The organism is Nocardiopsis sp. iso_40 (genome assembly GCF_056173285.1).
In genome coordinates, this window is record NZ_CM149666.1 from 5017354 (window position 1) to 5039969 (window position 22616).

General features: G+C 69.6%; 22 protein-coding genes. 10 read left to right on the forward strand and 12 right to left on the reverse strand.

Annotated features, from left to right (window positions below):
* Positions 1-57 precede the first annotated feature (57 nt).
* From AC0VYD_RS21720 to mnmA, 4 genes are all read right to left on the reverse strand, one after another.
* Positions 58-1167 (reverse strand): methionine synthase, encoded by a 1110-nt coding sequence (locus AC0VYD_RS21720; RefSeq protein WP_475477255.1) that lies wholly within the window; start codon positions 1165-1167, stop codon positions 58-60.
* 69 nt (positions 1168-1236) lie between these two features.
* Positions 1237-1887, reverse strand: a complete 651-nt coding sequence (locus AC0VYD_RS21725; protein ID WP_475477256.1) for an HAD-IA family hydrolase — start codon at positions 1885-1887, stop codon at positions 1237-1239.
* A gap of 9 nt (positions 1888-1896) precedes the next feature.
* Entirely contained in the window at positions 1897-2490 is a 594-nt protein-coding gene (locus tag AC0VYD_RS21730) for a DedA family protein (protein ID WP_475477257.1), read from the reverse strand.
* A 115-nt stretch (positions 2491-2605) separates the two neighbouring features.
* Positions 2606-3727, reverse strand: coding sequence for a tRNA 2-thiouridine(34) synthase MnmA (gene mnmA, locus AC0VYD_RS21735; RefSeq protein WP_475477258.1), 1122 nt, complete (start codon positions 3725-3727; stop codon positions 2606-2608).
* Positions 3728-3851: 124 nt separating this feature from the next.
* Here mnmA and AC0VYD_RS21740 point away from each other — a divergent pair, with 124 nt between their 5' ends.
* The 5 genes from AC0VYD_RS21740 to AC0VYD_RS21760 all read left to right on the forward strand — a co-directional run bounded on the left by AC0VYD_RS21740 (position 3852) and on the right by AC0VYD_RS21760 (position 9460).
* Positions 3852-5036 (forward strand): DUF695 domain-containing protein, encoded by a 1185-nt coding sequence (locus AC0VYD_RS21740; protein ID WP_475477259.1) that lies wholly within the window; start codon positions 3852-3854, stop codon positions 5034-5036.
* A 54-nt stretch (positions 5037-5090) separates the two neighbouring features.
* Complete coding sequence (locus tag AC0VYD_RS21745) at positions 5091-5600, forward strand: hypothetical protein (protein ID WP_475477260.1); 510 nt, start codon at positions 5091-5093, stop codon at positions 5598-5600.
* Positions 5594-5884, forward strand: a complete 291-nt coding sequence (locus tag AC0VYD_RS21750) for a hypothetical protein (protein WP_475477261.1) — start codon at positions 5594-5596, stop codon at positions 5882-5884. The genes AC0VYD_RS21745 and AC0VYD_RS21750 overlap by 7 nt, the downstream gene beginning before the upstream one ends.
* Positions 5885-6002: 118 nt before the next feature.
* Positions 6003-6938, forward strand: a complete 936-nt coding sequence (locus AC0VYD_RS21755; RefSeq protein ID WP_475477262.1) for a VanZ family protein — start codon at positions 6003-6005, stop codon at positions 6936-6938.
* A 152-nt stretch (positions 6939-7090) separates the two neighbouring features.
* Complete coding sequence (locus tag AC0VYD_RS21760; protein WP_475477263.1) at positions 7091-9460, forward strand: tetratricopeptide repeat protein; 2370 nt, start codon at positions 7091-7093, stop codon at positions 9458-9460.
* Positions 9461-9577: 117 nt separating this feature from the next.
* On the opposite strand, the gene AC0VYD_RS21765 is transcribed toward AC0VYD_RS21760, so the two are convergent.
* The 3 genes from AC0VYD_RS21765 to AC0VYD_RS21775 all read right to left on the reverse strand — a co-directional run bounded on the left by AC0VYD_RS21765 (position 9578) and on the right by AC0VYD_RS21775 (position 10916).
* On the reverse strand, positions 9578-9895 hold the full coding sequence (locus AC0VYD_RS21765) for a hypothetical protein (RefSeq protein WP_473038196.1): 318 nt from the start codon (positions 9893-9895) through the stop codon (positions 9578-9580).
* A 329-nt stretch (positions 9896-10224) separates the two neighbouring features.
* Entirely contained in the window at positions 10225-10731 is a 507-nt protein-coding gene (locus AC0VYD_RS21770; RefSeq protein ID WP_475477264.1) for a hypothetical protein, read from the reverse strand.
* Positions 10728-10916, reverse strand: a complete 189-nt coding sequence (locus tag AC0VYD_RS21775) for a hypothetical protein (RefSeq protein WP_452547234.1) — start codon at positions 10914-10916, stop codon at positions 10728-10730. The genes AC0VYD_RS21770 and AC0VYD_RS21775 overlap by 4 nt, the downstream gene beginning before the upstream one ends.
* A 165-nt stretch (positions 10917-11081) precedes the next feature.
* Here AC0VYD_RS21775 and AC0VYD_RS21780 point away from each other — a divergent pair, with 165 nt between their 5' ends.
* On the forward strand, positions 11082-11357 hold the full coding sequence (locus tag AC0VYD_RS21780) for a GntR family transcriptional regulator (protein WP_475477265.1): 276 nt from the start codon (positions 11082-11084) through the stop codon (positions 11355-11357).
* Positions 11358-11471: 114 nt separating this feature from the next.
* Here AC0VYD_RS21780 and AC0VYD_RS21785 read toward each other — a convergent pair whose 3' ends face one another.
* The gene (locus AC0VYD_RS21785) at positions 11472-12362 is read right to left on the reverse strand and encodes an ion transporter (RefSeq protein WP_475477266.1); all 891 of its coding nucleotides are present in this window, start codon (positions 12360-12362) and stop codon (positions 11472-11474) included.
* Positions 12363-12919: 557 nt separating this feature from the next.
* Here AC0VYD_RS21785 and AC0VYD_RS21790 point away from each other — a divergent pair.
* On the forward strand, positions 12920-13471 hold the full coding sequence (locus AC0VYD_RS21790) for a thymidine kinase (RefSeq protein ID WP_475477267.1): 552 nt from the start codon (positions 12920-12922) through the stop codon (positions 13469-13471).
* Positions 13472-13491: 20 nt separating this feature from the next.
* Here AC0VYD_RS21790 and AC0VYD_RS21795 read toward each other — a convergent pair whose 3' ends face one another.
* Genes AC0VYD_RS21795 through AC0VYD_RS21810 form a run of 4 tightly spaced genes read right to left on the reverse strand, consistent with a single transcriptional unit; the run spans position 13492 to position 18481 of the window.
* Positions 13492-14256 (reverse strand): hypothetical protein, encoded by a 765-nt coding sequence (locus AC0VYD_RS21795; protein ID WP_475477268.1) that lies wholly within the window; start codon positions 14254-14256, stop codon positions 13492-13494.
* A 2-nt stretch (positions 14257-14258) separates the two neighbouring features.
* The gene (locus AC0VYD_RS21800) at positions 14259-15431 is read right to left on the reverse strand and encodes a C40 family peptidase (RefSeq protein WP_475477269.1); all 1173 of its coding nucleotides are present in this window, start codon (positions 15429-15431) and stop codon (positions 14259-14261) included.
* 4 nt (positions 15432-15435) lie between these two features.
* On the reverse strand, positions 15436-16107 hold the full coding sequence (locus AC0VYD_RS21805; protein WP_475477270.1) for a hypothetical protein: 672 nt from the start codon (positions 16105-16107) through the stop codon (positions 15436-15438).
* A gap of 40 nt (positions 16108-16147) precedes the next feature.
* Positions 16148-18481: a TrbL/VirB6 family protein gene (locus AC0VYD_RS21810; protein ID WP_475477271.1), complete on the reverse strand. Its 2334-nt coding sequence runs from the start codon at positions 18479-18481 to the stop codon at positions 16148-16150.
* A gap of 735 nt (positions 18482-19216) precedes the next feature.
* On the opposite strand from AC0VYD_RS21810, the gene AC0VYD_RS21815 reads away from it, so the two are divergent.
* From AC0VYD_RS21815 to AC0VYD_RS21825, 3 genes are all read left to right on the forward strand, one after another.
* The gene (locus AC0VYD_RS21815; protein ID WP_475477272.1) at positions 19217-20533 is read left to right on the forward strand and encodes a hypothetical protein; all 1317 of its coding nucleotides are present in this window, start codon (positions 19217-19219) and stop codon (positions 20531-20533) included.
* A 203-nt stretch (positions 20534-20736) separates the two neighbouring features.
* Positions 20737-21243 carry a VOC family protein gene (locus tag AC0VYD_RS21820; RefSeq protein ID WP_475477273.1) on the forward strand — a complete coding sequence of 169 codons (507 nt, stop codon included), beginning with the start codon at positions 20737-20739 and terminating at the stop codon, positions 21241-21243.
* A gap of 273 nt (positions 21244-21516) precedes the next feature.
* Positions 21517-22293 carry a MerR family transcriptional regulator gene (locus AC0VYD_RS21825; protein ID WP_475477274.1) on the forward strand — a complete coding sequence of 259 codons (777 nt, stop codon included), beginning with the start codon at positions 21517-21519 and terminating at the stop codon, positions 22291-22293.
* Positions 22294-22616 lie beyond the last annotated feature (323 nt).

Below are 22616 nucleotides of genomic sequence, written 5' to 3' on the forward strand. Positions count from 1 at the left end.
TGCCTTTCATCGTTGCTTTCGCGGAGGGACCTGCGGAGGGGTCCGGTGGGGAGGGGGCTACTTGCGGGGCTCGTCCCTCAGGACCCTCGCCCCGGCTCGGACGGCTTCGAGTGCCGCTCTGGCGTGCCGGGGTGAGGCCCCCGCCAGACCGCAGGTGGGCGTGGTGACCACCGCGGCCGACAGCAGGTCGGGGCTGAACCCCAGCCGGTTCCAGAGCTCGCGTACGGGGTCGACGATAGCCGCCGGGTCCGACATTCCGGGGGCCTGAGCGGGCCCTGACGGGCGGGTTCCGGCAGGGGACGAGCCGGGTTCGGCGGCCGGGCCGGAGACGGGCGGGTCGGTGGCGGGGACGGTCCCCAGCAGGAGGCCGACGCCGTCCTCCACGGCGTCCCCCACCATCTCGTCGTGGGCCCGCTCCAACAGGAGCGCGTTCATGCTCAGGGCGCGGGCCCCGCTGCGGCGCAGGAGGTCGACGGGCACCCCGGGCGCGCAGCAGTGCGCGGCGGGCACGGCCCCGGCCCCGGTGATCGCGGCGAAGAGCGTGCGCAGGACCGCCTCGACCTGGATCCGGTCCACGGCGGGCAGGACGCCGAGACCGCTGGCGGTGGGGAGGGAGCCGAGCAGGACGGACGGCAGGGACGGCTCGTCGACCTGCACGAGGAGCCGGGCGCCGGGGACGCGCCTGCGCACCTCGGCGATGTGCGCGAGGGCGCCCTCCAGGTGGGACTCGGCGAGGTCGCGGTGGGCGCCGGGGTCCGAGACCAGGCGCTGGCCGTTGCGGAGTTCGATCGAGGCGGCCAGGGTCCAGGGCCCGGCCAGCTGGATCTTGAGCGGCCCCTCGTAGGTGTGGGCGTGGTCGGTGAGGGCGTCGAGGTCGTAGGAGAGGAAGCTTCCGGCGCGGGCGAGGTCGCGGCCGGGGGTGTCCGCGACCCGCCAACCGGTGGGCTGGACCTCGACGGGTAGGTCGACGAGGAGGCCCGCTGTACGGCCGATCATGTCGGCGCCCGCACCGCGGCCGGGGAGTTCCGGCAGGTGCGGCAGGTCGGGGAGCTCGCCGAGGACGGTACGCATCGCTTCGTCGGGATCCTCCCCCGGCCAGGATCCGACACCGGTGGAGGACGCGACGGGCCAGGGGTAGGACTGCTGCTGTTGACTCACGTTGCCCAAGGTTAGAGCAACCGGGGGCGGGCGGTGCTGCGGCCGACACACGCCCGGGCGCCCCGCCCCGGGCCCGGGTCAGGGTGTGCTGAGGACCAGGCCGTCGGGGCCGGTCTCCAGGGAGCACCGGGTGAGGTTGTCGACGACCTCGGTGGCGCCGAGCCCCTCGATTTCGAAGCGCTCGTGGGAGGTGGCCACGGCCAGTACGGCGGCCCCTGCGGCCAGGCCCGCCCGGATCCCCGCCGGGGCGTCCTCGACGACCAGGCAGCGGGCCGGGTCGTGGCCGAGCCGGGCCGCGGCCCTGAGGTAGCCCTGCGGGTCGGGTTTGCCGACGGTGACGTCGTCGGCGGTGACGAGCACGCCGGGCACGGGCAGGCCCGCGGCCTCCAGGCGGGCGGTCATGAGCCTGCGCGTCCCCGAGGTGACGGCGGCCCAGCGCGTGGCGGGCAGTGCGGCGAGGAGTTCGGCCGTGGCGGGGAGGGCGGTCACGCCGTCGAGGTCGGCGAGTTCGAGCTCCTCCAGCTCGGCGGTGGCCTCGGCAACCTGTTCGTCGGGCAGGAACATCGCGATGGTGTCCTCGGAGCGCCTGCCGTGGGAGACCTCCAGGATCTCGTCCGGGTCGGCGCCGTGGGCCTCGGCCCACAGGCGCCAGGTCCGTTCCACGGCGCCGGTGGAGTCCACGAGTGTGCCGTCGATGTCGAACAGGACGGCGTCTACGGAGATGCGCATGGTCCCACGCTAGCTATTGGAGCCCTCCGCGGTGATCCTGCCCGTGCCGCGGGTCCAGTCGGACGGCCCGGTTTCGGGCGCGGTCGCCGCCTCGGGCGCGGTCGCGGCGGCGGCTCCGGGCGCGGCCCCGCGGGAGCGGTGTGCCAGCCGGGCGCGCAGCACCAGGGCGCCCACGGCCAGCACGGCCGCCGCGACCACACCCGTCGCGGTCCACGGCGACCGGAGGAAGAGCTCCAGCCAGGTCCCGACCAGCCCGGCGATGACCGTGCCCCACAGGCCCGCCCAGGCCAGACCGCCGACGAACACGGCGGCGAAGTACCGGGGGAAGCGCATACGCACGGCCCCGGCGGAGAAGTTGACCGCCGTCTGCATGCCCACGGTGAAGAAGCTGAGCGTGACCACTGGCGCGCCGTAGCGGTCGATGCGCCGTTTGGCGGCGTCCAGCTTCGGTCCGAGGCGCTCGCCCATGCGGCTGCGGGTGACACCGGCGCCCAGCCCCCGGCCGATCCAGTAGGTCGCCGGGGCCCGGAGCAGGATCACCACGAGCAGCGTGCAGTAGATGACCCAGAAGGGCTGACCCTCGAGAAACGCGAACTGCGGCATGGACCGGACCCCTTCAACACCTCGACCACCCAACTTTGCATTGCCTTACCTAACTTCGGCAAGGGGCACGGGGCGGAAAAGGCGTGTGGTGCGTCCTACCTCGGCCGGTTCACCGTCACGCCGGAGCGCTGCGCGAACCCGCCGTGTCCGGAGCCGCCTCCCGCGAACGCGCGGTCGAGCGGATGGTCGCCGAGCCCAGCACCGTGTCGCCGTCGTAGACCACCACGGCCTGGCCCGCGGCCACACCCTTGGCGGGCTCGGCCAGCCGGACCAGCAGCTCCGGGCCGTCCTCGGCCTCGCGCTGCACCACCGTGGCCGGGTACACCTCGCCGTGCGCCCGCAGCTGGACGCGGCACTCGGTGGGTTCGGCGAGCGGCTCGCTGCCGCTCCACACCGGCCGGGTGCCCACGATCTCGTCCACCCGCAGCGACTCGCGCGGGCCCACCGTCACCGTGTTGTTCACCGGTTCGATGGAGAGCACGTAGCGCGGGTTCGGGGCACCGCCCAGGCCCAGGCCCTTGCGCTGGCCGACCGTGAACGCGTGCGACCCCTTGTGGCTGCCGACCACGTTGCCGTCCTCGTCCTGGATCGGACCCGGCTTCTCGCCGAGCCGACTGTTCAGGAACCCCGCGGTGTCGCCGTCGGCGATGAAGCAGATGTCGTGGCTGTCCGGCTTGTCCGCCACCGAGAGCCCGCGCCGCTCCGCCTCCGCGCGCACCTCGTCCTTGGTGCAGTCCCCGAGCGGGAACATCGCGTGGGCGAGCTGTTCGGCGTTGAGCACACCCAGCACGTACGACTGGTCCTTGCCCTCGTCGACGCTGCGCACCAGGCGCCCGTCGAGCTTGCGGACGTGGTGCCCCGTGGCCACCGCGTCGAAGCCGAGCGCGACCGCGCGGTCGAGCACCGCCTCGAACTTGATCTTCTCGTTGCAGCGCAGGCACGGGTTGGGGGTGTTGCCCGCCTCGTACTCGGCGACGAAGTCCTGGACCACCTCGCGGTCGAACTCCTCCGACATGTCCCACACGTAGAAGGGGATGCCGATGACGTCCGCGGCACGGCGGGCGTCGTGGGAGTCCTCCACGGTGCAGCAGCCCCGCGCACCGGTTCGGTAGGACTGTGGGTTCTTGGAGAGGGCCAGGTGAACGCCGGTGACGTCGTACCCCGCCTCGGCCACACGGGCCGCGGCTACCGCGGAATCGACCCCGCCGGACATGGCGGCCAGTACACGCAAAGTCATAACGCCCCCAGCCTATGCGCCCGGCGGAGGGCGGGGCCACGGCACGGTCCGCACGGGGGTGTGCTTTGGGACGCGCCCGGCTCCGGGGGACGCGGTGGTCGTCCGGTTCTGCGAAAATCGGGGTATGGCTCTGTTCCGTCGTCGCCGCTCCGCCGGCTCCTCCGACTCCGCCGAATCCACGGCCGCCGTCACCGCGTTCTGGGACGCCTGGCCCGCCGTTCGCTCGGCCCTGGCCGACTCCGTCGAGTCCGGGACCCCCGCCCCCTCCGAGGTGTCCGAGCGGGTCTCCGCCCTGGTCAGGGAGATCCACCCCGACCTCGACTGGGAGGTGGGGCAGGCACCCCGGCCCCAGGGCGGACTGGACGAGTTGGACCTGTCCCCGGACGTCGACCCGGCCAAGCTCCTGGAGCAGCTCGCCGCCCTGGACGACCCGTCCGGGCTCACCGATGCGCCCCCCTACGCGATGACCCTGCGGCCCGGCCCCTCCGAGGAGGCGCGCATCCAGTCCGAGCGCTGGTTCCGGTCCGCCCCCGAGGACACCGAGTGGCGGTTCCTCCCGGTGCGCCCCGCCGACCACGAGCAGCTGGGCAGCACGGTGCGCTGGGACGACCACGAGCTGGACCTGTCCCACGTGTCGGTGTCGATGCGGGTCAACCAGGGCGCCGGCAAGATCGAGGTGGGCGTCTACCACCCCGACAACATGTTCCTGTCCGGCGAGGCCCGCCAGGGCGTGGCCGACCACGTCACGATGCTGGCGCTCGGCGAGGACGAGGTGGTGCGCTGGGTCGGGAAGGTGACGTCGCTGGACGAGCGGCCGCTGGACCCGCTCCCGCCGACCTCCATGCCCGCCGTCGCCAAGCAGATGGGCGACCTCCTCGGCGGGACCGACGGCTGGGTGACCCTGCACGGCAGGCTTCCGCTGCAGGGCCCGGTGGAGATCCTGCTCCGTCACCCGGTGACCCGCCGCGACCTGCCCGCGCTGTCCCTGTTCGTCCAGGTCCTGGTGCCCTACGCCGACGCCGACTCCGACCGGCTCCCCGAGGAGACCTCGGCGGCGGCCCTGTCCGACCTGGAGGCCCGGCTGTCCGGGATCCTCGGTGAGAACGGGGCGCTGTTCATGCAGCAGACCGCGGGCGGGCAGCGGATGTACGTCTACTACCTGGATCCGGACTCCGGTGTGCTCCCCGAGTTCGAGAACGAGCTGATGGACTGGCCCGAGGGGAAGGTGCAGCTGCGCACCCAGATGGACCCGAAGTGGCAGCAGTTCAACCTGGCCCGCCGCCCCTACGTACGCAAACTGGGTCTGTAGCGCGATGCCCGCTGCCCCGGCCGGAGGCCCGACGCCGGGTCAGGGACGATTCCCGTGGACGGCCTGCTCCCGCGAACGCCCGCGGGCCGGTCCCGGGCAGCCGCGGTCGGCGAGATCCTCGTCCTGCGCCTTTTGGCAGCCCCGCTGATGTCGCTGTTCCCCGTCGCTGTCCGGGACCTGACCCACACCCTGACCACGGTCGGGGCCGGATACGGGTCGCTGCTGGTCGCACCGGTGGCGGTCGGCGGCATCCTGCTGATGCTCCTCCTCTCCGCGTACTGGCTGAGGAGCGCCGGGGTGGCCCGTCCGACCTCCTGCGCCTCCCTGGCGGTCGGGGTCTCGATGGCCACACCCGTGGTGATGGGTTTCCCGGCGCCCGCGTTCACCCCTCTGCCCGGCGGCCCCGTGGCGAACATCGCCGCGGTGAGCGCCCTGTCGTCGACCGCCGCGCTGGGCGTGTGCGTGCTGTCCAGCCGCCCGGAGGGGCGCCGCCAACCCGGGGTTCTGCCGGGAGCGGAGGGGCACCGGAGGACGGCGAGGGGGCCGCGGCCGTCCACGTGCTGAGCTGGACTCGGGAACGGGCCGCCGAAGGAGGCCGCGACGGCTGCGGGTTCCCCGAGGTGGAGTGTTCGGAGGAGGAGAGCCTGCTGGCCGTGTACCGAGGCACGGACGGCCGGGACGGCAGTGGCCTGAGCGAGGTTCGCACCCGGCTCGACGACGGAACCGTCGCGAGCGTGCACCCCGCCGGCTCCCTCCTCCCGAACCAGCTGTTCACCGTGGCCCGCTTCCTGCGCGCCGAACACCCCGGCGAGCGCAACACCCTGGTCGACACCGTCCTCCGACGCTGATCCCGCTCCGGGCCTGGGCCCCGGGACACCTGGTCGAGGACTCCCGCAGGAGCGTTTCCACGCGGCGACGCTCCGTTAGCCTCTACGCGACCCGGTCCCCTCCCTGTGGAGTCGCCCCGTGTGGCAGGTGCTGTTCTACGTCAACCCGACGACCATCGCCGTGGTTCTCGCCCTGTGCCTGGCGGCCGCGGCGGCCCTGGCCTGGTGGCAGCACCCGGACCCGGCACGGTTCCGGCAGCCGGTGCGGGTGCTGCTGGCGGTGGCGGGCGCGGTGTACCTGGCGGTGCTGGCGGCTCCGGTGGGCGGTACGGGGTTCGCCGAGAGCGGCGGCCGCGCGGTGGTCTGGGACCCGATGCTGTCCTTCCGGGACATCGCCGGGTTCGGTGAACCCTCCGGCCCCCGGGCGGGGTTCGGCCGGACGCTGGAGGACGGCCGCATCGTCTGGTACGCGCCCGAGGAGGTCCCCCTCGCCGAGCGGACCGGGGAGGGCCGGGGCGAGGACTGCCTGTACGTGCACGACGCTCCGGACGGGGACCTGGCGGTCACCGACGCCGAGGGCGGGCCCGCCCCGCAGGAGGAGGCCGCCCTGGCCGAGCGGGTGGTCACGGAGGAGCTCGCGCTCAACGCCGAGCACGAGGCCCGGCTGGCCGCCGAGGGCCCGTGGGGCACGAGCGGGGGCCTCGCCCTCCAGGAACGCACCCTGAACACGCTGCTGTTCGTCCCGGTCGGTGTGCTCGCCTTCTTCGCCTTCGGTTCCTGGACCGCCCGGGTGCTGTTCGGCCCGGGGCTGTCGCTGGCCGTCGAGGCCGCCCAGTGGGCCCTGCCGTGGAACCGGACGGCCGACACCGGAGACCTGCTGGTCAACAGTGCGGGGTCGGTGGCCGGAACGCTGTTCGCCCTGGCCGCGGTCGGAGCCGTGGCGGTGGCCCGGCCCGGAGGCGCGGCCGGGACCAGCTCCGGGGGCGCCCCTGCGATCGCCCGCACGGGTCGGGAACGGATTCCCAGGGGTCCCGGACAACCCCGGAACCAACCTCGCAGCACTGACCTGGGATAGCGCAAACGATGGGGTTGACTCCCCTCTGTGATGGGAACTGGATCGTCCGAAACCCCTTTGCCCCCGGGGTTCCCGACACACGGTCGGGGCATACGACACGTAGGTGCGATGGGCGCGCGCGGCTCCCCCAGACCCCGGGAAGGGTGTGGCTGTTGAACTCTGGCCACGAACACGGCAACGGCACGACCGCGGACGGCAACCCCCTCGGTCCAGGCCCCGACCACTCGCCCCCGAAGGACACCCCCTCCCAGGAGGACGACTTCCACACCAGCCGAAACCCGGTGAACTGGCCGATCAGGGTGGGGCTGGTCCCGGAGCCCGCAGCACACCTGCGGCGACGCTCCCTCTCCGACGTCCTCGACGAGACCCTCTCCTGTTTCGGCGCCCCCGCCGCGCACCAGGTCCTGTCCGGGGCCAGCGGTGTCGGCAAGACCCAGCTCGCCGCCCAGCACGCCCGTTCCCTGCGCGAGCACCCCGACCCCGACCAGCGCCCGGAGGTCCTCGTCTGGGCGGACGCCGCCACCCGCGAGGGGGTGGTCTTCGCCTACGCCCAGGCCGCCCGCCAGCTCTTCGCCCGGGTCTCCGACGACGCCGAACTGGCCGCCGGGCAGTTCCTCGCCTGGCTGCACGAGCCAGTGGAGGCCGAGGGCCGCCGCTGGCTGGTGGTGTGGGACGACCTCACCGACCCGGCGGAGGTCGAGGACCTGTGGCCGCCACCGGGCACCGGCCACGGCCGGACGGTCGTCACCACCCGCCGCCACGACGGCACGCTCGACCCGTGCGGCCGACGCCTGGTCACCGTGCACGGCTTCTCCGCCCCCGAGGCGCACGGTTACCTGCACGCCTCACTGGTGGAGGCCGAGATCGAGCACACCGACGACGACCTCCGCTCCCTCGCCGCCGATCTGGCCCACCTCCCCCTCGCCCTCGCCCAGGCCGTCGCGTACATGGCGGACCTGCAGCTCTCCCCCGCCGCCTACCTGGAGCTGTTCCACGAGCGCACGGCCGGGCTCGCCGACTCCTTCCCGCGGTGGGCCACCCGTTCCCCCGCTGCCGCCACCTGGGAGCTGGCCGTGGAGCGGGCCGACGCCCACCGCCCCGAGGGGGTGGCCCGCCCCCTCATGGGCCTGATCGCCCTCCTGGACTCCGCGGCCGCCCCCGAACAGGTCGTCGTCTCCCGGCCGGTCCGCAACTACCTGGGACGCCGCACCTTCCCCGCGCGCACCCTGACCAGGCACGAGGTCCGGTTGGCGCTGGCCTCCCTGGAGCGCCTGAACCTGGTCACCCGGGACACCCCGCTGGTGATCAGCGCCCACCACCTCGCCCAGCGCGCGGCCCGGGAGCACACGCGCAGCCGCCCCACCCGGGAGGCGGTCCGCACCATCGCGGACGCGCTGGTGGACGTGTGGCCGGACACCGCGCGCGACTCGGCTCTGGGGCGCCGGCTGCGCTCGAACACGGCGGTGCTGCGCGAGCGGACCGCGGGCCGGGTCCGGGTGTGGAGCTGGCTGTGGGAGGAGGGCATCCACCCGGTGCTGTTCCGGGCGGGCCGCGGCCTGGACTCGTCCCGGCAGGTGGAGTGGGCGGTGACGTACTGGGAGGTGCTGGCGGAGGCGGTCGCGCACGCCCTGGACCCCGAACACCCGGAACACCCCGGCGGGTCCGGGACACCCGTCAACGTCGACCCCCTGGCGTACTGGACCGGGGCGACCGGAGACCTGTCGCAGGCCCAGCGGTTCTTCGAGGAACTGTACGAACGCCAGCTCCGGGTGCTCGGCCCGGACCACCTCGACACCCTGCGCACCCGGCACGGGCTGGCCTACCTTCGGTCCCGGGCGGGGGACACCGCGGGCGCGATCGTCCGGTACCGGCACCTGCTGTCGGACCTGGAGCGCGTGGTGGGCGCGGACCGGGTGGAGACCCTGAGCACCCGCGGCAACCTCGCGGTGTGCCGGGCCGAGGCCGGGGACCTGTCGGCGGCGGTCCAGGCCTCCCAGGAGCTGCTCGCCGACCAGCGCGCCCACCTGGGCCCCGACCACCCGAACACCCTCAACACGCTGCACAACCTCGCCCACTGGCGCGGGGTCGCCGGGGACCGGGAGGGAGCGGTGGCGGGGCTCCGGGAGCTGGTCGCCGTCCAGGAGGACGTGCTGGGCCCGGAGCACCCGAGCACCCTGGTCAGCCGACACAACCTGGCCTGTTGGCGGGCCCGGGCCGACGACACCGGCGGCGCCGTCCGCGCTTTGGAGGACCTGGTGGAGGATCGCAGCCGGATCCAGGGGCCGGAGCATCCCGACACCCTCACCAGCCTGCGGCAGTTGGAGCGGCTGCGCCGGGAGTTCCGGGCCCGGGCGCGGAACCGTCCCAGCGGGCGGGCCCCGGACGACAGCGGTGCCCGCGAGAGCGAGGCCCACGGGAACGGGAACGGCAACGGTGGGAGCGGGGGGAACGGTGGTTCCCACGAGGTGGATCCCAACGACGAACCCACCGGCCCCCAGGCCCTCAACCAGTCCTGGGGGTAGGACTCGGGAGGAGGCGACGGGCCTCGGAACCGGTCGGCCGACACGGTTCGCCCCGCACGGGCGGGGCGGGGCCCGCGTAAGTCCAGTGACCGAGGAGCCCGGTCAGGGGCCCGCGGTTCACCTGCCGTACTTGGCCTTGAGCTGGTGGGCCAGCTTCGGGTACTCCTCCAGGATCCGTTCCTGTTCGGCCACGGGCAGCAGGAAGACGGTCTTGGCCACCTCACTGTGGTGGCGCCAGAGTTCGTCGAACTCGCTCCACTCCTGCGAACCGCGTTCCGCCCGGTACCGCAGCGACTGGTAGATGCGCCGCACCTCGGTCACGCACCCCTCGAGCCGTTCACGGCGCTGCAGCCTGGCGACGTGGTCCCGGTACTTGCGGTCCCGGTCTCGCTGTCTGGGGGTCCGGCCGTCGTCCTCTTCAGGCTCAGCGCTCATCAGTGTCCGCTCTCTCAGGGGCAGGTGTTCAGGCGGGCGGTCTCTCGGGGCCCCTGGGGTTCGGGGCCCTTCCGATCTTCGCACCCCTGATGTTCCTATCCCGATTCCAGGGTTGGGAACAGAGAAAACCCGAGATCGAAGCCCGTGCGCGACCTCACGGCCGTGATCGGCGAGTGTGCCCGGCACGGTTCGGGTGGGCGATCCCGGGCCGGGGCCGCCCACCCTCCGTGGTTCCGCCGCACCCGCCCCTGCGCCCGTGCCACCGGGCGCTGTTGACGCGCGGTCGGCGGCTGCACACAGGGGAGCGAGTGCGGCGGTCAAGGCGGTTGCTACTCGCGGAGCCACGGTTCGGGGAGCGGGGACCGTTCGACGAGGGCCCGGTCCAGCCGTTCCCAGGCACGGGCCGCCTCCCGGAGCGCCCGCCAGGCGACGACCACTCCCCCGGTCTCCCGCAGGGCCTCGCTCACCGAGTCGTAGCACTGGGTGGCGTACTCGTAGGCGATACCGCGCCGCGACGGCGGCGGTGCGGGGCGTCGTGCCGCCAACCAGGCACCCGGCAGCGGTTCACCGGACCTGATCCGGTGGTCGAGTTCGGCGAACAGCCGGTCGGCCCGCGCGAGGGTACGGGCCGCGTGCGCCGACCGACCCGGGTGGTTGAGGATCCCCGTGATCTCCAAGACCAGCTCGTCGGTGCGGCTGGCCAAAACCATCTGGGGCCGGTTCGGTGCCCGGGTGGCGGGGGTGTCGGCGTTCGGAGTCCTGGTGGTCGGGATGTCAGTGGTCGAAGTTCCGGTAGCCGGAACCCGGACGTTCGGGGTGTGGGAGTGGGCGTTCATGCGCAGCACGTCCTCACGGCCTCGGGGAGGTTGTGGGCGTACCGGCGCACCCGCCGGGAACGGCGGCGGATCTCGGAGGCGAGCCCCCAGGCGTAACCGTAGGAGGAGGCGTGGAGGCCCCGCGTCGGGCGTGCGAGCCGTACGGGTACGGCGAGCACGGCGATGAGGGCAAGTAGGATCTGCATCGTCGTCCTGTCTGGTTCAGGTCGGCCATGGCCCCGGGGCGTGTGTCCGCACGTCGCCGGGGTTCCTGGGTTCAGGTGGAAGTAACCATACCTTGACCTTGTCATGGCTAGCCATAGCCTACTCCAGATTAATCCGCTAGACCATCACATGTCAGCCTCGTTTACATGGCAGATGCAAGCATTCCCGCTGGTTACGGCCCTGATAGCGAGCTGGACTACGAGGGCCCCGACCCCGTGTGGCTTCAGCTCGCCGCGGTACTGATCGCCAGGATCGAGCGTGGTGACTATCCCCCGCAAAGACCGATCCCAAGCATCGCAGGCCTTGTCCAGGAGTTCGGCCTCGCCAGAGGGACCGTGCGCAAGACGACCGCCTTCCTGGCAGAACGCGGTTATGTCCGCATCGTCAATGGAAAGGGAGCATTCGTCCTCCCCCGCGACTGATCCGCGCCAGAATCTTCCGAAAAAAGTGGGGCGGATTCACGAGAATCCGCCCCACTCCACACCGTGGTTCCCCATAATCATTGGCGAGGGCAGGAACACCGCCCGTCGAGGGTTCTACTCCCCTCGACGGGCACCTGTGCCCTCCGCCCCGCTCTCACGAGCCTCCGAGTTCTCGCGCGGCCGGCTGCCGTCGCCGGAGACTTCAGCGGCTATGCCATCCACGCTCTGGACAACACCGTTTTCCTGTGCCCGGAGCCGGTCCTCAAGTCGACGCACCTGGTCGCTCAGTTGCACGAGGTGCTCCATGACCGCGTGGTGCTGAACCAGCTCCAGCTCCTGGTCCTCCTCCCAACGCCCCTCGTTGAACTCGCGCTCCATCGACGTGACGATCACACCGATCACCAGGTTCAGGATGATGAACGCGGTCAGGACGATGTACAGGACGAAGAAGAGCCAGCCGTACGGGTGCTGCTCCAGTACCGCCTCCGACACGTCGGGCCAGTTCTCCGTGGTCATCAGCAGGAACATCGTGTACAGCGAGGTCCCGAGGTCCCCGAAGAACTCCGGGACGTCCTCGCCGAACAGCTGCTGCGCGAGGATCGCGGACGCGTAGACGACGATCAGCAGCAGCCCGATCACCGTGCCCATCCCCGGGACCGACTTGAAGAGGGCTCCGATGATCTGGCGCATCTGCGGGACGGCGGTGATCACCCGCAGGATCCTGAGCACCCGTAGGACGCGCAGCACGGCGAAGGGCCCGGTCGCCGGAACCAGCGAAACCGCGACCACCGCGAAATCGAACCAGTTCCACGCACCCTTCCAGAAATCCCCGCGCCAGGCGTACAGCTTCAGCGCCATCTCGACCACGAACAGGCCGACCACGACCCGCTCGGCCACAACGAGATACGGAAGCACGGGGCCCCCGTAGGTCGCCCACCCCAATATGGCGGCATTGACCAGAATCACGACGAGCATCGAGTTGGAGAATCCGCGACTCTCCACCATTCGAGTGGCCTGATCACGCCGCAACGTCACTTCTCCCTCGCGTTCGCACCTTGAATGGGAACAAGGCATGCCCAAATATAGCGAAACATTTCTGGACAGCCCAAAGCGCGTCATAGACCGCAGCGATTGACTTCCGGTCAGGCCCAGTATCCCCGCCCATTTCCATCGTGCCCTCACCGGTACGCCCGTGTCCGATTCCCACGGCGATCCCGTCCCAACTGGTGGTATCGCCCGCAGAAGGCACGCCTGCGGACCCGTCCGAGGAGTGATGAACGGGGTCCCCCGAACCGGCATCGTCCCGTGCGACTTCCCACACGCCCCCTGCGCCCCGGTTCCGGCCCGGCCCTATGTAGTGCCGACCGTTCACCGGAGCCAGCCCGTTGCCCCCGGAGAGGGCCCGACCCGAGCCCCGGAGCCCGTGCCCGGGAAACCCCTTCACGCTGGTATCTTCTCTGCTGGCCTCGGCCGCGTTCAGCGGCTCCCGGTAGCTCCCCGAGAGTTCCCCCGAGGGCCGCCCCCACCCACCGCCCGCGACCGATGACGACCGAGGAAGAGTCATGGCGGAGTTGAAGTACTTCACCGGTTCGATGAACTCGGGCAAGAGCACGATGGCCCTCCAGGAACACCACTCACGCGGCGGTGAGGGCGTCCTGTACACGAAACAGGACCGCGCGGGCTCGGGGATCATCTCGTCCCGTCTGGGCCTGACCTCCCCCGCGATGGAGGTCGGAGACTCCCTGGACCTGTACGACGACATCGCCGACCGCAAGGCCCCCTACGTCATCTGCGACGAGGCCCAGTTCCTGTCGTACAAGCAGGTGGGGCAGTTGGCGGGGGTTGTCGACGGCATGGGCATCGACGTGTACTGCTACGGGATCCTGACCGACTTCCAGGGACAGCTGTTCCCGGGGTCGAAGAGGCTGGTCGAGCTGGCCGACAGGATAGAGGTTCTGCCGGTCTACGCGCGCTGTTGGTGCGGGAACCGGGCCACGCACAACGCCCGCGTGGTCGACGGGGTCATGATCTACAAGGGCGAGCAGGTGCACATCGGCGGCAACGAGTCATACACGACCCTGTGCCGCCACCACTTCATGGCAGGCGTGGCGTAGATCAGCCGAATCCCCGTTCGCTACTCGGGAATGTAGATATTTAGATCCTTCTCGAGCCTGCCCTCAAACTTAAGGACAGCACCCTCAAACACTTCAGAGGAAACACTATCAACAGACCTCAGGTCGAAACTAACTATACTACTCCTCTTTCGGGCAACAGCATAGTAAAAACTACCAGAATCACCACCCCCTTCACCATGGTAGTAATAGGCCTCATCAAGCATATCGAACTCTCCTGAAGTAGAAACAGGGAGCTTCAGAGCTTCAAAATCGGCCCTCCAGGACTCCATTTCTGAACTAGCGACGCCATCCTTTCCATCACCAGGATGGAAGACTATTGACCTATAGGAAAAATTGACACCCAAAGGCCCATAGGATTCTGCGCCCAGCGCAATACTTCCCGTGCATTCACCAGATCTCACGAGGTCGTCGCCAGTTGGCGCTCCTCCTCCGATAGCAGAATCCACCGGATCCGGATGCTCATCCAGGGTAAACCCAGCCCGGGTAATAGAATTTATGATTGCACAGAGGTCAAACTTGTCCCCGAGGAACTCTTCCCTCGGTTCAGATGTACCGGCTATGGAGGGAACAGGGTTGCTTCCATCCGTAGATATACCTTCTGAGACAGTCGAGACAAGCGAGCTTAGCAGCAGCACCACAAGCCCAAATACCCCGAAGGCTGCGAGCGTTCCGCAACCGAAGACCGCTCCCGCGGCCTTCCAGCCATGCAGACCCTTCTTCGCTGGTGCCCTGCGCTCAGGGTCTGCTTCTCTCGTGTCTGCCACGGTTAAGCCTGCGCCTCCAGCTGAGCCTTCACTTCGGGGTGCTCAAGCGGACGGGTGAAACCCACGATGTCCGCGCGATTGGGGTCATCGTACTCCCGCACCGCGATCGGTCCACAGTTGGTGCACCAGGCCTCGACCATCAGGCCGTCACCGATGACCATAGCCATATGCCCCGGTCCCGGCGGTTCACCTGCACGGGTCACGTCAAAGAAGACCAGGTCGCCGGGCTGCTCTTCACCCTGTGGAATCTCCGGGCCGAAATTCCACTGGTCCTGGGAGACCCGGGGCACCGTCACCCCGATGCTCTCGTAGGCCTTCATCGTCAATCCGGAGCAGTCATATCCGGCCGGTCCGGTGCCGCCCCAGATATACGGCTTTCCCCGCTGGTCCAGTGCCCAGTCCACCACTGCCTGGGTCAGATCGTCGGGAGCTCGACCGATCGGTACCCCTTGTTCATCCAGCTCGCAGAGCACCGCGGTCCGGATCGAGTCCGAGGTGTTGAAATCCCCGTCGGCGTACCGCTCGGCCCACTCCATCACGTCGTCCACGTACCACCAGGCGTGGTTGTAACCGAAAATCGCCTGACGCACGTCATCCGCGAGACCGTGCGCCAGAAGGTAGTCGGCAGCGGCCGGAATCGCGTCGGCCGGATCGTAGACATTCACGATCCCGTCGCCGTTGCCGTCCACCCCGTAACCCTCTTCCGGACGTTCGTCCACCGGCTGGATCGGCTCCCCGCCCCAGCTGTTTCCGGCTGCCGAACCGTCCAGAGAGCCGAACTGCATGGGCCCCGCCGCACCCCAGTCATTGTGCCCTTCCGTGATCCCCGGGCCCTCCCAACGGCCGTGGTGCGACTCCACCTGGCCGACCCCGGCCAGGATGTTCCAGGGGATACCCCTGTCCTCCCCCACCTCTCGGTACAGCTCCAGGTAGTTCTCCGGGATGGTGTCCATGGCGTACGCGCTGCTGTCCGGTTGGTTCGCGTCGGCGTTGGGTGCGCAGACCACACCGGAGGCCAGCCAGGAACCCACCCGGGAGTTGTCGGTGATCGCGGGGATCACCATCAGGGTCAGAAAGACCAGGCCCGCCACCCCGACAGCGGCCAGTACGGCGACCCTGGTCAGACAGGAGCCGCTGCGCCCGTCGGGGGCGGGGGTGCGCAGAGCGGAGATCAAGGGGTCACTCCTCCCCGAACTGTCCGACGTCGGCGGGCTGGAAGTCGAAGACCGCCCAGGACCCGCCCTCCCGGACCACGGTGACGGCGAAGTCTCCCAGATCCTCGTCGAACTCGGCGTCCCCGGTCTCGGTGATGGACTGGGCGGTGACCACGAAGGTGACGGAGTCACTGCCGAAGGTCCGGACCTCCTTGACCTCGGCACGCCCCTCGGCGACCGCCTCCGCCTGGCTCATCTCCTCCCAGAAGGCCCCGGCCCGGTTCGCGTCGGAGAGCACCTCGGCGTACTCGTCGGTGGCCAGAGCCTCCATCGAGGCGTAGTAGTTTTCGGGTTCCTGGGAGTAGTCGATGGTGCCGTAGGCCTCGGCGAAGGCCTGCGCGGTGGCCCCCGCCGCCTGGAACTCCGCCTCGCTGAACGGGAACCAGCCGAGGACGTCAAGGTCCTCCGCTCCTGTGGTCGGAATGGGGCTGGGCGGCACGGTGGCCAGCACATCGGGCTCAGAGAGCGGTTCTTCCGCCGTGCCCAGGGTCGCCCCCGGGTCACCGGGCGGGACGGTGCGTCCGTCCTCGTCGCTGCTGAATCCACCGAGGCTGAAGTAGAGCCCGAACCCGGCCAGGACTGCGATCAGGCCGATGACGACCATTCGCTGGGTGCGTTCGGGGAGAGGGTTGGGCATGGTGCTCGGTTGCCTTGTCGTCTGCTCGGTGGCTCGGTCGCTAGTCGTCGTTCAGCCAGAAGGGGACATCGCGCTTGCGGTCCCTGGTGGAGTTACCGCCCTCTCCCCAGAAGGGGGTGATGGGGGCGTCGTCTTTGCTCTTACCGGAGCCGGTCAGCCAACCGCCCTCTCCATCGCCACGCCTTCCGTGATCGGTGGGGGCGGGACGCGCGGGGCGTTGCGGGGCGGGACGGTCGCGCTTCTCCTTCGGACCTCCCCAGCGCGAGCGCCGACTGCCCAGGTTCCCCTGGGCCGGAGTGTCCTCACGGCCGCCGAAGATGCCGCGTCCGGTGCTTGGCTCAGGGCGTTCGGCGCTGGCCGCACGCGAACCGCCCGCCGCGCCACCGAACATGCCGCCGCCCGAACCTGCGCCACCGCTGTCGCTACGGGTGGGGCTGCCGCCTCCCCCGTTGGTACCGAAGACCGAAGCCCAACCACTGTCGCCGGTTCCGGTGTAACCGCCGGTGGGCCTGGGCGGGATGGACCCGCTACCGCCGCCGCTGGTGTTGCCACCGCTCTTTCCGCTGAGGCTCGGGGCCTGGTCAGAGCTCCGATTGGCTGCGTTGGCTCGGCCCGCACCCGAGGTATTGGTTCGGCTGACGTTGAGCGGCGGAGCGGACTCGTTTTCACGGACACGCCCGTAACCAGCGGTCCCCCGAACACGAGCGCCATCTGCGCGGGCACTCCCTCCCTCAGGAGCTTCTTCGACGCCTTCAACGGAACCTGCTGGTACGCCCCCGCCCGCAGGAACCCCTGCGGCCGCGCCCGCGATCATCGCTCCACGGCGACGACCCCAGTTCTGGCCCTTGAGGTAGGCGACCGGCGGTAGAACCATCGAGCTCTTGTCCAGCGCCTGGCTCTGCGCGGCATCACTGACGATCCGCGAAGTGAAGCTGTTCGCGTTGACCGAGGCGAAGAGGTAGGCGAAGGTCTTCCGATAAATGAAGAGCGCCAGGGTGAAGAGGGCCAGCAGGATCATCTGCAAGCCCCAGCCCAGAGTGGTCGACATGACGATGCCGTAGCTCATGACCAGCAGAGCGATCAGTAGTACAACGAAGATCTGTTTGAGCAGGAAGCCAACCATCAACTCGACCCATCGGAGTAGAACCATACGTCCATATCCTGGATGGATTCCAATAAGCAGAAATACTGGGGAGAGCATGAAGAGCAGCATGAATCCGATCTTCAGCACGATAAGCGCCACAGACCCGGCGAGGATCAGCCCACCAGCGAAGACCGAGGAAAAGAGCGCAAGCGTCGCTACCCCAAGCCGACTCCCCTGATCATCGCCCGCAAATAGTGGATAGACACTAGGATAGTATTCTTCGATATCTGCTGAAATTACCTCGTAAGATTCCTGCTTTTCCGCAATCAAATCATTCGCATCAAGATCGCCATCAGCGATTTGCTGCTGCTCAATACGGCTTATGCCCTGAGCGGCCATCAAGTCAGAAGCATGGGCAAAAGCTGCCGATTCAGCGACATCCCCACTGCCGAACTGCCCTGCCATCCAAGGCTGGCACACGAGACTTGACCACATCATGTCGGCGTTACGGCGCACTTGGAAATCTGCTTCTGATTCCCAGTCAGCACGCTCTGGAGGTTCGACTCCGGCCGGACAAGAACCCGATCCACCCCCGTATGGAACTTGCCCGATTGCACTGGTTACAAGCTGGGTTCCAGAATTAACCAGGGTGTTCCCCAGCCCCATCACCTGAGCCGGGTTAATCAGAATCCACATACCGAGTGCGGTCGCGGCAACCATCCATACGGAGGATTCAATCGTGAGGGTCATCCTCTTGCGGATAAGCCCGTACCAACCAAGCCAGATGGCACCCAGGATGACTATTGTCGGGATCAAGGGGCGCCAGACGCCTTCTCTCAGAGCAACAATGACATTCTCGACTGTTTCAGTGAAACTGGCGAGAAGCCCATCCGAAGTGGCAGCCTGATAAACAGTGATCGTCGACTGGTTGATGGTCTTGGAGAGATCCCAGGCAGAGTTCGTGATGGTCGCCTGGGCCCCCAGGCCCATTTTGTCGACACAGGACTCGGTAATCATGTGCCACTGTTGTCCAGCCGTCCCGTACTGGCCGTACATACTGGCGTCCGGCGGCATCCCGTCAGGAGATCCCTCGATGGCCGACTGGGACCGGGGTGGAACCAGCAGCCCGTCTGCGCCGCTTCCCGCGGACTCGGGCAGAGGCGCGGGGTTGCCCGAGCAGATCGGGTCAGCCTGCGCCGAGGTCAGCGGTAGCAGGATGAAGGTGCTCAGCATCAGGAACGTCATCAGTAGTCGGCGCCAACCCCGCCGGTGGACGTGCTGATGCGTCATCTGCTGAGCTCCTGCGTCGTGGTTCGGGCGGGGAATCGGTTGCAGACACCAGGGCCCGGACCACGCACACACGCCACCGCACCATCCGGCGTGCGACCGCGCGCGGCCACAAGGCCCCCGCATGTCTTTACCCCATCCTCTATGGTGCGCCATCACCGGGTTGAGGGAAGGCCGCAACGCGACCGGTTTTCCGGTTGTCACCCCAAGACTGACCGGAAGCAGGGGCACAAACCGTATAGTTCTTCCTGTTTACGCAGGTAACAGGCTTGAACGGGCGACCGGAACACCCAAAAACCGCAAGGCCACAATTTGCTGTCCACATGCGGACTATGAGGCGCGTCACAGAACTTTTCACCTCGAAAAGTGGACATACGGCAAGCAAGCGGACTGGTACTCAGTGCCAATCCTGTCTTCCGTGGTACCCGGAGACCCTATTGCTGGCGGGCCGAAACGGTCCGCCCTCCCGAACCCCCGCCCCGAGGCCCTCCCGGAGGCATCCCTTCCGCTTCCCGGCGCGCTGCCCAGGAGGAAGTACTCCGCACACTCAGCTCCGGCTGCCCGCGAAGCCGGGCACACGGTTCGGGTACGGGCCGCATCCGAACAGGCTCGTCCCCCGGAGCGTCCCAGTTTCCAGAGCACGGGACCACCACGCCCTCTCCGCCTGCCCCTCTCCGCCCTTCCTCCCGCACCTGCTCACCCGCCCTCCTTCCCGGATCCCGAACTCCCGGAGACGCCTTGTCCACCCGCCAGAACACCGACTCCCCCGGCGCCCCCGAAGCACCCGGACCACCCAGGCCCCCAAAGCCGCTCGCCTTCGTCGCGCTCGGGGCCCTGGCTCTCCTCCTGCCCTTCCTCGTCCTCCTCTTCGTCTTCACGCCCGTGTTCGTCCTCTCCTTCGTGCTCTCCTTCGAGTTCTCCGGACCGGGCAGCTCCGACGCGGTCCTCCCGATCGTTCTGGTGCTGGGCACAGCCGTCGTCGGGCTGGTGGTCCTGGCGGTCCTGCTGTCCTTCCTGCTGCGGCGCGCCGGATGGCCCCGACCGGTGGGGACCAGCCTGCTCCTGCTGTTCGCGCTGCTTCCGGCACTGCTCCAGGCCCCGGCCCTGGCCCTGTTGTTCGAGGGCGAACGCGGAGCGGCCCCGGGCGTGGAGATCGGCCCGGCCGAACTGGGGATCTTCTCCCCGGGGATGCTCGGACCTGCGGGATACCTGCACCTGGCCGCGGTGGTCCTGGTCCTGTTCGCGGTGCGGTGGCGTGCCCGGGTGTCCCGCAGGGCCGCAGAGCGCCGGACGGGGTTCGGGTGGGCGTGCGCCGCGCTGGCGGTCGCCGTCCTGGTGTCGACCGCGTTCACCTTCGTCGACCTGCGGAACGACACCGCGCGGCGGATCCAGGAGTACACGGAGTCGATCGAGGGGTACCCGTACCCGCTCGCCGTACTCGACGCCCCCGGATGGCGGCCCTGGCACCTGAAGTTCCACCACGAGCACAGCCTCTTCACCGCGGTGTACATCAACGACGACGACCTCCAACTGGAGTTGGCCACCCGGCCGCAGTACGACCCCCTGTACGAGTGCTCCGGCCCCTCGGAGGACACGGACGACCACGGCAGCGGGAGCTCCGGCGGCCAGGAGTGCGACGAGGGCCGGGTCGAGGTGTCCGGGCTGAACGGCGGTGCCTCCGGTTTCGAGGCCTTCGAGGCCCGACTGGTCGTGTACGACCCCTACGAGGGATCTCCGGACCTGGACTATCCCGGGCTGTCCGAAGTCCGGGTGGACCTGCGGGGTGCGGGTTCTCCGGGCTACGCGGAGGCCGCCGCCGCGACGGAGGACGAGGGCTGGCCGGACTCGGGCCCCTGGGGCACGGGGGCCGACCCGGGCCCGGTGGCGCTGCTGGCTCCCGCCGACAACCCCAGGGAGAGCTTCCTCCAGGGCGAGGTCGGGTTCGACATCCCCGCGTCGGAACTCCGGAAGGCAGCCGGACACGTGCGCCTGCTGAACCCCGGCGACAGTGCGGCGGTGCGGGACCTGGCCGCCTCCGCCTACCTGGCGCAGTGACGCGGACCGGGACCGGGGACCGGGGCTGGCGGGCCAGGAGCGGAAGGACTGGGCCCGGACGGCCCTGCGGTGGGGCGGCGACAGTGCCGGGCACGTGCGGGACGGGGGCAGGGGCGCAGCGGAACCCCTACCCCACCCGGCCCGCGTTCCCCCGCCCGGTTCCGGCTTGACCCTCACGCGGCGTGAGGCTCCACGATGACCGCATGAGCGAAAACTTCCCCGCGTTCAGCATCAGCCCCGTCCCGCAGCCCGGAACCGACACCGCTCCCCCGGAGCTGTTCCGGGGCATCTACGGCATGCCCGTGTTCCTGACCGTGCCGACCGACGACCTGGAGGCCTCCAAGGCGTTCTGGACCGGCGGACTCGGCTTCTTCGACCTCTTCTCCGTGCCCGGCCAGGTCGTCCACCTGCGCCGGTGGGCGTTCCAGGACGTCCTGCTGGTGCCGGGTGAGCGCCCCGCCGAGGCGCCCGCGGTGAGCATCACCTTCTCGTGTGTGCTGAACCAGATCGACGGGATCGTGGCGGCGTGCGAGAAGGAGCTTCCCGGCTCCACCATTGGGCCCCGGCAGATGCCGTGGAACACGGTGGACGTGGGGGTCACGACCCCGGAGAACACCCGAGTGATCATGACCGCCGCTCGCCCGTTCGACCCGGAGAGCGCGGAGGCCCAGTTCCTCCGGGACTCGGGGATCGACGTCCCTGAGGGGTAGAGGGGGCACGGAGATGACGGTTGACGGGTGGTCTGTGTGCGGCTTGTGGGCAGCATGAGGTGGGCGGGACCCGAAGCTCCCCCGAATCCGAGTCAACCCGGTGGGGCGGGGTTGTGCCAGAGGCACGCTCCAGCCTGTGGACGACCCGCCTGCGGTGACGCGTCGGGTCCCGGTGGCACGTCGGGTCCCGGTGGCACACTGGCCGGTGTGACAGACCGACCCCGCCGATCCCGTTCAGCTCACCCGGAGACCGCTGCGGACCGGGGCGGGACGATGACCGTCGGCGCGGTGGCCTCCCTCGTGGGGGTCACCGTCAGGACGCTGCACCACTGGGACGAGATCGGGCTGGCCGGTCCCAGTGACCGCACCGCCGCCGGTTACCGGCTCTACACGTCCTCGGACGTCGCCCGCATCCACCGCGTGCTGGTCTACCGCGAACTCGGCGTCTCCCTCGGGGAGACCGCGCGGCTGCTGGAAGCGGACGCCGACGAGGCCGCCGAGTCCCTGCTCCGGCGGCGCGACCAGCTGCGCGAACGCATCCGCAGACTGGAGCGGACGGCGGACTCCCTGGACCGGATGGCCGAGGCCAGACGGGAGGGGGTGCTGCTGTCGGCGGAGGAACAGGTCGAGATCTTCGGTGGGCACTGGCAGCCCGCCTGGGCGGCGGGGGCGCGTGAGCGGTGGGGCCACACCCGCCAGTGGGCCCAGTTCACCGAACGTGCCGCGGAGCGGACGGCCGAGGACTGGCAGCGGATCTCGGAGAACGTCGAGGCGCTGAACACGGACCTCGCCGCGGCCCTGCGGGCGGAGGTGGCGCCCGGAAGCGAGCGGGCGAACGCCCTGGCCGAACGGCACCGGGAATCGATGGCCGCCTACTTCGACTGCACACACTCCATGCAGGTGATCCTGGGACGCATGAACGTGGACGAGCCGGGGTTCAGGTCCCACTACGACGGCATCGAACCCGGTCTGGCGGTGTGGCTGAGCGAGGTCATCGACGCCAACGTGCGGGCGCGCGGTGTGGACCCGGAGACGGCGACCTGGGGGTGAGGCAACCTCCGGGCCGTCCCCTCCCGGGGAGGGGGAGGCGGGCGGTAGGCAGCGCGGATCACGCCGCCGTGGTTCGTCTCCGGCGGACTGTGGGAAGGAAACCGGATCCGCCCCCGGGGCCCGGGTCCCCGCCGGGCCGGGCCAGATCCGAGGAGGACGTTTGCCCCCGGAAGAACCCCCTCAGCCCTCCGGGTCCGCAGAGGACCCCGGACCCTCCGGACCCTCTGGTCCCCCCGGCTCCACAGGCTCCACCAGCCCGACCGGGCCCTCCGGTTCCACCGGTACCAGCGGCCCCGGCGAGGCCCCCGAGACCTCGCGGTACG